Source organism: Terrabacter sp. P5_B1 (assembly GCF_056400505.1).
Genome location: NZ_JBFULD010000153.1, coordinates 1 through 9,741, shown reverse-complemented (window position 1 = coordinate 9,741; position 9,741 = coordinate 1). Strand labels below are relative to the sequence as shown.

Sequence of the window (9,741 nt, the reverse complement as noted above, 5' to 3'; positions counted from 1 at the left end):
GATCCGGGTCGCGGCTGTCCTATCGGTCGAGCACGCGACTCCCGTGCCCGACACCGAGCTCGAGCCCGGCGGCGGCTCGAGCAGCAGCCCGACCCCGTGGCGACCGAAGGCGGACCTCAGGGTCCCGGCTGCCGTGGCGGTGTCGCCCAAGGCCATCACGAACCAGACCCGGCTGTCCGATGACGAGGTCATCTGGGCGGCATACGCCTCCGCGGCCGATCGGGAGCGCAGCTGCCATCTCCCCGTCATGCTGCTGGCTGCCATCGGCGAGGTCGAGTCGTCGTCGCTGCGGGGACGCACGCTCGATGCAGCGCATGACGCCGTGCCCCCGGTGCGCGGGCCCGCGCTCTCGGGCGGGGCGTTCTCGGCGATCCGGGACACCGACGGCGGCCGCTACGACGGCGACCCCGTCTGGGACCGCGCCGTCGGCCCGATGCAGTTCATCCCCGGCACGTGGCGGATTTGGGGAGCCGACGGCAACGGCGACGGGGTCGACGACCCGCAGAACGTCGAGGATGCAGCCCTCGCCGCCGCCGGCTACCTGTGCTCCGGGGGCCGGGACCTGTCGCGGCCGGCGGACCTCCAGGCGGCGGTCCTGTCCTACAACCACTCGCAGCAGTACCTCGCGACCGTGCTCGGCATCATGCAGGCGGTCGACTCCGGGCAGCTCGCCGGCCCCTGACCGCGGCCAGTCCGGGGACGGATGACGCACCTTCGAGGCGTCCGGGGCACCCGCTGAGCGTGACCGGGTGACGAAGGTGCGTCATCCGTCCCTTTCGGGCAGCTCGCCAAGCCATTCCGACCAGCCCGGTAGGAAAGGCCCGGAGTGTGGACCGGTTGCAGCGCTGGATAATCGGCGGTTATACATTCGATTACATGACCGTCACCGAGTCTTCCGGCCCCGCAGCTCGTGCGGCCACCCGCCCGCCCCGCGGCGACCGCTCCAACGGGCAGTGGAAGGTCGACGGCCCGGAGCCCCTCAACGGTAACGAGACGTGGAAGTCCGAGGACAACGGTCTCAACGTCCGTCAACGCATCGAGCAGACCTACTCCCGTGAGGGCTTCGACTCCATCCCGACCCAGGACCTGTCGGGCCGCTTCCGCTGGTGGGGGCTCTACACCCAGCGGCGCCCCGGCATCGACGGCGGGCGCACGGCGCAGCTCAACGACGACGAGCTGAGCGACCGCTACTTCATGATGCGCGTCCGCAGCGACGGCCAGGCGCTCACCCCGGAGCGACTGCGGGTGCTCGGCGGCATCTCCACCGACTTCGCCCGCGACACCGCCGACATCACGGACCGGCAGAACCTGCAGTACCACTGGGTCGGCATCGAGGACGTGCCCGAGATCTGGCGGCGCCTGGAGTCCGTGGGCCTGCAGACGACGGAGGCCTGCGGCGACACCCCCCGCGGGTTCCTCGGCAGCCCGGTCGCCGGCGTGGCGGCCGACGAGATCATCGACCCGACTCCGGTCATCGCCGCGATCACCGAGAAGTACATCGGCGACCTCGACCTGTCCAACCTCCCGCGCAAGTTCAAGACGGCCATCACCGGGCACCCCAGCCTCGACGTCGTCCACGAGATCAACGACATCTCGCTCGTCGGCGTCGTCCACCCCGAGCTGGGCCCCGGTTACGACCTCTGGGTCGGCGGCGGCCTCTCGACCTCACCCCGGCTGGCCGAGCGCATCGGCGTGTTCGTGTCCGAGGACGAGGCCGTGGACGTCTGGCACGGCGTCATCTCGATCTTCCGCGACTACGGCTACCGCCGACTGCGCAACAAGGCGCGTCTGAAGTTCCTGCTCGCCGAGTGGGGTCCGGCCAAGTTCCGCGAGGTGCTCGAGACGGAGTACCTCGGCCACGCGCTCCCCGACGGACCGCCGCCGGCGCCCGCCACGGGCCCGGGCGACCACGTGGGAGTGCACCGGCAGAAGGACGGCAACTTCTACGTCGGCGCGACCCCCACGGTGGGCCGCATCAGCGGCACCCTGCTGACCGGCCTCGGCGATCTCGTCGAGTCCTACGGCGCCAGCGCCGTGCGGCTCACGGCGCACCAGAAGCTCGTCGTCCTCGACGTCCCCGCTGACCGGGTCGACGCCTTCGTGGCCGACCTCGAGGGGCTCGGCCTGACGGCCCGACCGAGCCCGTTCCGTCGCACGACGATGGCGTGCACCGGCATCGAGTACTGCAAGCTCGCCATCGTCGAGACGAAGCTGACCGCCACGGCCGCCATCGCGGAGCTCGAGACCCGGCTCGCCGACCTCGTCGAGGACGGCTCGCTCGACGCGCCGATCCTGCTCAACGTCAACGGCTGCCCCAACTCCTGCGCCCGCATCCAGACGGCCGACATCGGCCTCAAGGGCCAGATCATCACCGTCGACGGCGAGCAGCAGCCCGGCTTCCAGGTCCACCTCGGTGGTGGGCTCGCGTCCTTCGACCGGGACGAGGCGGGTCTGGGTCGCACGGTCCGCGGTCTCAAGGTCCCGGCCGCGGAGCTGCCCGACTACGTCGAGCGCGTCGTGCGCTCCTACGTCGCGGGGCGCGTCGACGGCGAGACCTTCGCCCAGTGGAGTCACCGAGCCGAAGAAGGAGCCCTGCAGTGAGCGCCACCCCCACCTCCACCCGAGTCGCCCTGGCCACGCCGAAGGTGCCGCGCCGGCGCCGGAGCGAGGCCGAGCTCAAGGCCCTGGTCGACGACTTCAACGCCAGCCTGGGTGCCGACCCGGAGCGTGAGCCGACGGCCGACGAGGTCGCGGCGTGGGCGGCCTTCCACTTCGACGGCACCCTCGCGGTCGCCTGCTCGATGGCGGATGCCGTTCTGCCGCACGTCGTCTCGCGGTTCGCGCCCGGCGTCGACGTGCTCTTCCTCGACACCGGCTACCACTTCTCGGACACCCTGGTGACCCGCGACATCGTCGCCGAGGACCTCCCGATCACTCTCGTCGACGTCCTGCCCGAGCTCACCGTCGCCGAGCAGGACGAGAAGTACGGCGCGCGGCTCTACGAGCGCGATCCGGCTCTCTGCTGCCAGATGCGCAAGGTCGAGCCCCTGGCGCGGAGCCTCGGGACCTACGAGGCGTGGGTGACGGGCGTGCGCCGCGAGGAGTCGCCGACCCGTGCCGAGACGCCCCTCGTCTCCTGGGACGAGAAGAACGGCCTCGTCAAGATCAACCCGATCGCCGCGTGGACCTTCGACGACGTCATCACGTATGCCGAGGAGCACCGGGTCGAGGTCAACTCGCTGCTCTCCGACGGCTACCCCTCCATCGGCTGCGAGCCGTGCACCCGCCGGGTCGAGCCCGGCGAGGACCCCCGTGCCGGCCGCTGGGCCGGCTTCGCCAAGACCGAGTGCGGACTCCACACATGACGACGACCGTGAACCCCACTGCAGCCCAAGCCATCTCGCCAACCGAGCTTGATGTCGCGACGCTGCGGTCCGCATACCCGGAAGGGGCGGACGACCGGCGGCTGAGCCAGCTCGACGTGCTCGAGGCGGAGGCGATCCTCGTCATCCGCGAGATGGCCGGCGAGCTCGAGCGTCCCGCGCTGCTCTTCAGCGGGGGCAAGGACTCCGTCGTCATGCTCCACCTCGCGACCAAGGCCTTCTGGCCGGCGCCGATCCCCTTCCCGGTGCTGCAYGTCGACACCGGCCACAACTTCCCSGARGTGATCGCCTACCGCGACGAGACCGTCGAGCGTCTCGGTCTGCGCCTCGTCGTCGCGAGCGTGCAGGACTACATCGACGACGGCCGGCTGCGTGAGCGCGCCGACGGCACCCGCAACCCGCTCCAGACGATGCCGCTGCTCGACGCGATCGCCGAGCACCGGTTCGACGGCCTCTTCGGCGGCGGCCGGCGCGACGAGGAGAAGGCGCGCGCCAAGGAGCGCATCGTCAGCCTCCGCGACGAGTTCGGCCAGTGGGACCCGAAGAACCAGCGCCCCGAGCTGTGGAACCTCTTCAACCCCAGGCACCGTCCGGGCGAGCACGTCCGCGTCTTCCCGATCAGCAACTGGACCGAGGTCGACATCTGGCGCTACATCGAGCGGGAGGACATCCCGCTCGCCCCGCTCTACTACGCCCACGAGCGCGAGGTCTTCAACCGCGACGGCATGTGGCTCGCCGTCGGCCCGGTGAGCCGGCCCCGTGACGACGAGCCGGTCGAGACCCGGGTCGTGCGCTACCGCACCGTCGGTGACATGTCGTGCACCGGGGCCGTCGAGTCCCCGGCCCGCACGAACGCCGACATCGTCGTCGAGGTGGCCGCCTCCACGCTGACCGAGCGCGGCGCCACGCGCGCCGACGACCGGACCTCCGAGGCTGCCATGGAGGACCGCAAGAAGGAGGGCTACTTCTGATGGCAACTGCCACTGCCGCGGGCACGCTGCTGCGCCTGGCGACCGCCGGGTCCGTCGACGACGGAAAGTCCACCCTCGTCGGGCGGCTGCTCCACGACACGAAGTCCGTCCTGTCCGACCAGCTCGCTGCCGTCGAGCGAGTCAGCCGGGACCGGGGCCTGACAGCTGCCGACCTCGCTCTGCTCACCGACGGCCTGCGGGCGGAGCGCGAGCAGGGCATCACGATCGACGTGGCGTACCGCTACTTCGCCACGGCGAAGCGATCGTTCGTGCTCGCCGACTGCCCCGGCCACGTGCAGTACACGCGCAACACGGTCACCGGCAGCTCGACCGCGGACGTCGTGGTGCTCCTCGTCGACGCCCGCAAGGGCGTGCTCGAGCAGACCCGACGCCACCTCGCCGTCACCGCGCTGCTCCGGGTGCCGCACGTCGTCGTCGCCGTCAACAAGATCGACCTCGTCGACTTTTCGCAGGAGGTCTACGAGCGGGTCGAGGCCGAGGTGCAGGCCGTGGCCCGCGAGCTCGGCGTCGTCGACGCGATCGCCGTCCCGGTCAGCGCCCTCGACGGCGACAACATCGCCGAGCGTTCCGAGCGCACGCCCTGGTACTCCGGGCCCAGCCTGCTCGAGCTGCTCGAGGCGCTGCCGCCGTCGGACGACCCGTCGCACGAGTCCTTCCGACTGTCGGTGCAGCTCGTCATCCGCCCGCAGGGTGCGGCACGCGACGACGCCTACCGCGACTACCGGGGGTATGCCGGCCAGGTCGCCTCGGGCGTGGTGCGCGTCGGTGACGAGGTGGTGGCCCTCCCGTCGGGGCGGCACACGACCGTCGCCGGCATCGACCTCGGTGAGCGGTCGCTCGACGAGGCCTTCGCCCCGCAGTCGGTGACACTGCGCCTCGCCGACGAGATCGACCTCTCGCGCGGCGACGTCATCGCCGCCGTCGCCGACGCGCCTGAGCCGACCCAGGACATCAAGGCCGTCGTCTGCTGGCTCGGCGATGCTCCACTGCGTCCGGGCCAGCGCCTGCTGCTCAAGCACGGGTCGCGCACGGTCCAGACCGCCGTCCGCTCGCTGGACGGCGCGCTCGATCTCGACGGCCTGCACGCCGTCGCGTCGGAGGCCTTGTCCCTCAACGACATCGGTCTCGTCACGCTCCGCCTGGCCTCGCCGCTGCCGGTCGAGAACTACTCGACCTCCCGCCGTGGCGGCTCGTTCCTGCTCATCGACGCCCACGACGGGCGCACTGTCGCCGCCGGCATGGTCGGCGCGACGCTCCCCACCGCGGCTTCCGCGCCGACCGAGCCGGAGGGTGACGAGGAATGGGACATCTGAAGTCAGCGCTGCCGGTCGTGCTCGACCTGACCGGGCGCCTCGTCGTCGCCGTCGGCGGCGGGCCGGTGTCCGCGCGCCGGGTCAAGGCGTTCCTCGACGAGGGGGCGGCCGTCCGCGTCGTCTCCCCGTGGCTCTGTGAGGACCTCCGCGACCTGGCTGCCGCGGGCCGCGTCGACTGGGTCGAGCGGGACTATGCCGGCCCCGCCGACCTCGACCACGCGTGGTTCGTGCACACCGCGACGGGCGAGCCGTCCGTCGACCGCGAGGTCGCCGCCGACGCGGAGGCCCTGCGCGTCTGGTGCGTCGACGCGACCGACGCGGCAGGCACCTCTGCCAGCGTCGCCGCGCGCGCTGACGTCAGCACCCCGGACGGCCGGGTCACCGTGGCTGCCTATGCCGCCGGCGACCCCGGTCTGGCCGTGACGGTCCGCGACGGGGTCGAGCGGGCGCTCGTCTCCGGCACCATCGACCTGCGCCGCACCCGGACCCACCGGCAGCCCCAACAGCACGGCGGGCACGGCTGGGTCGCTCTCGTGGGCGGGGGACCCGGCACGGACGGCCTGCTCACGGCGCGCGGACACGAGCTGCTCGCGTCCGCCGATGTCGTCGTCGTCGACCGGCTCGCCCCACGCGCCGTCGTCGACCGGCTCCCGGCGTCGGTGCGCGTCATCGACGTCGGGAAGACATCCGGAAACCACCCGGTCCCACAGGCGCGGATCAACGACATCCTCGTCGAGGAGGCGCAGCGCGGCCTCGGCGTCGTCCGGCTCAAGGGCGGTGACCCCTACGTGCTCGGGCGCGGCGGCGAGGAGCGCGACGCGTGCCAGGCACACGGCATACCCGTCGAGGTGGTGCCCGGCGTGACGAGCGCGGTGAGCGTCCCTTCGGCAGCCGGCATACCCGTGACCCACCGTGGTGTGGCGCGCGGCTTCACCGTCGTCACCGGCCACGAGGACATCCCGGTGCTGCCGACCGGTGGCGACCACACGCTCGTGCTGCTCATGGGCGTGACCCAGCTCGCGCGCACCGCCGAGCTGCTCGTCGAGCACGGCCGGTCGGCGGACTGCCCCGTCGCGATCGTCGAGCGTGGCTTCGCCCCCGACCAGCGCACGACCGTCGGCACGGTGGCCACCATCGGCGGCCTCGCTCGGGAGCGCGGCGTGCAGGCGCCGGCTGTCGTGGTCGTCGGCGACGTCGTGCGCCTCGGCCCSGACTGGCGATCCAGGCCCGCGGGAGCGACTACTCCCTGACGGCGTCGGTCGAGAGCGCCTCGAGGGTGGTGCTGGGGGTGTGGCTCAAGGCGCGCTCCTGCCGGTCAGGCGGTGACGTCGTCGGCGGGTTGGCCTGGCCCCTCTGCGTCGGCTATCGTGAGCCGGGAGACATACCCCTGTGGGTATCAACGGACGCCGAGGAGAGTCATCATGTGCCGAGCCGCGACCTGCAGGACCTGCGGGAAGACGACGTGGGCGGGCTGCGGCCAGCACGTAGACCAGGTCATGCGCAACGTCCCCTCGGGCCAACGGTGCCCCGGGCACGCTCCGGCCGAGAAGGCCCAGGGCGGAGGCGGTTTCCTCGGCCGCTTCCTCGGCCGCTCCTGACGAGTCCTCTCCGACCGGCCCGCGTCAGCCGAGCGCGGCTGCCTGGGCCTCGACGATCGCCGCGAGCTGTGGCCACCTGACGACCTCGGCTCGCCCACCGAGCGCCGCGACGACGACGGTGTCACCGACCACGCACCACACGGTCAGGGTGCGTGAGTGCTCACCGTCGAGGACGAACGGCTGCTCGGCCGCCTCGACGTGGGTCGTGCCGGCCACCGCAGGCGCCGCGACCGCCCGCAGGGCACCGACGTCGGAGAGACCCTTGCTCTTCGGCATCGTTCGCGGGAGGGCCCGCAKCTCCGTGAGCGCAGCGCGTGCGTCCTCCGGTGACGCGAACGGGATGACCTGGATGAACAGGTCGGCCCGGCCGACCTCCTGGTAGGCGCGCACGCTCGTCACCGACCGACTCGCCCGAGCCCTCGTGATGGCCTCGCTCGTGCTGCCGCTCGCCCCGGTCCGGTAGGTCCGCCCTCCCCGCGCGACCCAGGGACCCCCGGGCACGTCGCCCGCCGCGAGGCAGGCGTTCCGCGACCCGAGCGACCTGACCTGCGCCAGCATGAGGCGTCGGATGCTCGTCACGCGGCCACGATATGCCGCGGAGGCCGCGACGGTCGTACACCGAGCGTGGGTGTGCGCGAGGATGGGGCACGTCGCCTCCTCCGGGAGGCACCGCGCAGCCGCGGCGCCGGACCGAGCAGGTCGCCGCAGCGTGCGTCGACGCACTGCCGACCACCCCGCCCGCACCCACCTGACAAGGACGACGATGCCCGTGACGCCCCATCCCGAGAGCGCCCCCAGCCTTCCGGAGGCCGAGGCCCGACGTCTCGACGACGCGGCGGCCCGGCTCGTCGACGTCGCCACCCTCTCGCTCGACCCTGCAGGGGGCTTCGGCTGGCTCGACGACGCGGGTCGGCTGACGCCCGGCCGCCCGGCCGAGACGTGGGTGACGTGCCGCATGACGCACACCTTCGCGCTGGCCCACCTCCACGGCGACGCCCGAGCGGCCGACCTCGTCGACCACGGCGTCCAGGCGCTGCGCACGACGCTGCACGACGACCGCCACGGTGGCTGGCTGTCGGTCGCGGGCAAGGAGGACGGTGGCAAGGAGGCGTACGCACACGCCTTCGTCGTCCTGGCCGCGTCCTCCGCGACGGGTGTCGGTCACCCGGACGGGCGGGCCCTGCTCGACGACGCGCTCGGTGTCATGGTCGACCACTTCTGGGACGAGGGTGAGGGTCTCGTCGTCGACCAGTGGGACGCGTCGTGGTCGCGTCTCGACCCCTACCGCGGCGTCAACGCCAACATGCACACGGTCGAGTCGTTCCTCGCCGCGGCGGACGTCACGGGCGACCGGGTCTGGCTCGACCGCGCGACGCGCGTGCTGACCCGGGTCGTCGACGGCTTCGCGCGCTCGCACGACTGGCGCCTGCCCGAGCACTTCGACGAGCAGTGGCGCCCGATGCTCGACCACAACGTCGATGACCCGGGCCACCCGTTCCAGCCCTACGGCGTGACGATCGGCCACCTCATCGAGTGGTCGCGGCTGGCACTGCACGTCGCAACCGCGCTCGGCGACGAGGCGCCCGCGTGGATCCCGGGCGCGGCCGGTGGCCTCTACGCCGCGGGCGTCCAGCGCGGCTGGGACGTCGACGGCGCGCCCGGCTTCGTCTACACGACCGACTTCCAKGACCGGCCCGTCGTGCGCGAGCGCATGCACTGGGTCGTCGCCGAGGCGATCGCCGCCGCGTGGACGCTCCACCGCGCGACGGGCGAAACGGCATACGCCGAGGACTACAAGCGGTGGTGGGCGTATGCCGCCCGCCACCTCGTCGACGAGCGTGACGGCTCGTGGCGCCACGAGCTCGATGCGCAGAACCGCCCGTCGAGCCGGGTGTGGTCGGGCCGCCCGGACGTCTACCACGCCTACCAGGCCACCGTGCTGCCCCTGCTGCCCGAGGCGGCGAGCTTCATCGGCGCGGCGCGCGGCGGCTGGTGACGGCCGCGGTCGTCAGGTGACGGCGGCGAGCACCCGGTCGATGCGCGGCAGGGTGACCGGGTCGTCGGGGATCTCGAGGAACCACGCGGCGAGACGCTCACGGTCGGACTCGCGGCTCGCCCCGACCCACCGGGAGCACGCCAGCTGACCGATGTGGGCCTGCTCGGCCACGAGCATCGTGAAGTGGCCACGCCGCGTCACCCGCCCCGGGCCACCGGCGTCGCGGTAGGCCGTGTGGATGCGTCGCGCCCGCGACGGGTCGTCGTCGCCGAACTCGAAGAGCACCATCGCGAGCTCCTGGCTCGGGTCGGCCGGGCCGAGGTTCTCGAAGTCGACGACGCAGACCCGTCCGTCCTCGGTGGCGAGCACGTTGTCGGCCCACAGGTCACGGTGGCAGACGATGGTCGACTCGTGCGGCTCGATGACCGACTCGACGGCGACGAGCTCGTCGACGAGGGC

9 protein-coding genes are annotated in these 9,741 nt (G+C 72.4%); 7 read left to right on the top strand and 2 right to left on the bottom strand.

What is annotated here, in order from left to right; all coding sequences use genetic code 11:
* The 6 genes from AC1DP0_RS12360 to cobA all read left to right on the top strand — a co-directional run.
* The coding region (locus AC1DP0_RS12360) for a lytic transglycosylase domain-containing protein (protein ID WP_478084854.1) at window positions 1–682 on the top strand (682 nt) is incomplete at its 5' end.
* Window positions 683–876: 194 nt separating this feature from the next.
* The gene (locus tag AC1DP0_RS12355) at window positions 877–2,601 is read left to right on the top strand and encodes a nitrite/sulfite reductase (protein WP_478084853.1); all 1,725 of its coding nucleotides are present in this window, start codon (window positions 877–879) and stop codon (window positions 2,599–2,601) included.
* Window positions 2,598–3,365: a phosphoadenylyl-sulfate reductase gene (locus AC1DP0_RS12350; protein ID WP_478084852.1), complete on the top strand. Its 768-nt coding sequence runs from the start codon at window positions 2,598–2,600 to the stop codon at window positions 3,363–3,365. The genes AC1DP0_RS12355 and AC1DP0_RS12350 overlap by 4 nt, the downstream gene beginning before the upstream one ends.
* Window positions 3,362–4,354, top strand: coding sequence for a sulfate adenylyltransferase subunit CysD (cysD, locus tag AC1DP0_RS12345; protein WP_478084851.1), 993 nt, complete (start codon window positions 3,362–3,364; stop codon window positions 4,352–4,354). Before AC1DP0_RS12350 ends, cysD begins: the two co-directional genes overlap by 4 nt.
* On the top strand, window positions 4,354–5,688 hold the full coding sequence (locus AC1DP0_RS12340) for a sulfate adenylyltransferase subunit 1 (RefSeq protein WP_478084850.1): 1,335 nt from the start codon (window positions 4,354–4,356) through the stop codon (window positions 5,686–5,688). The genes cysD and AC1DP0_RS12340 overlap by 1 nt, the downstream gene beginning before the upstream one ends.
* Complete coding sequence (gene cobA / locus AC1DP0_RS12335) at window positions 5,676–6,938, top strand: uroporphyrinogen-III C-methyltransferase (protein ID WP_478084849.1); 1,263 nt, start codon at window positions 5,676–5,678, stop codon at window positions 6,936–6,938. The genes AC1DP0_RS12340 and cobA overlap by 13 nt, the downstream gene beginning before the upstream one ends.
* Before the next feature lie 372 nt (window positions 6,939–7,310).
* On the opposite strand, the gene AC1DP0_RS12330 is transcribed toward cobA, so the two are convergent.
* Window positions 7,311–7,865: a hypothetical protein gene (locus AC1DP0_RS12330; RefSeq protein WP_478084848.1), complete on the bottom strand. Its 555-nt coding sequence runs from the start codon at window positions 7,863–7,865 to the stop codon at window positions 7,311–7,313.
* Window positions 7,866–8,049: 184 nt separating this feature from the next.
* On the opposite strand from AC1DP0_RS12330, the gene AC1DP0_RS12325 reads away from it, so the two are divergent.
* Window positions 8,050–9,282, top strand: coding sequence for an AGE family epimerase/isomerase (locus AC1DP0_RS12325; protein ID WP_478084847.1), 1,233 nt, complete (start codon window positions 8,050–8,052; stop codon window positions 9,280–9,282).
* Between the two features lie 12 nt (window positions 9,283–9,294).
* On the opposite strand, the gene AC1DP0_RS12320 is transcribed toward AC1DP0_RS12325, so the two are convergent.
* Window positions 9,295–9,741 (bottom strand): phosphotransferase family protein (locus AC1DP0_RS12320; RefSeq protein ID WP_478084846.1); only part of this gene is annotated, 447 nt, incomplete at its 5' end.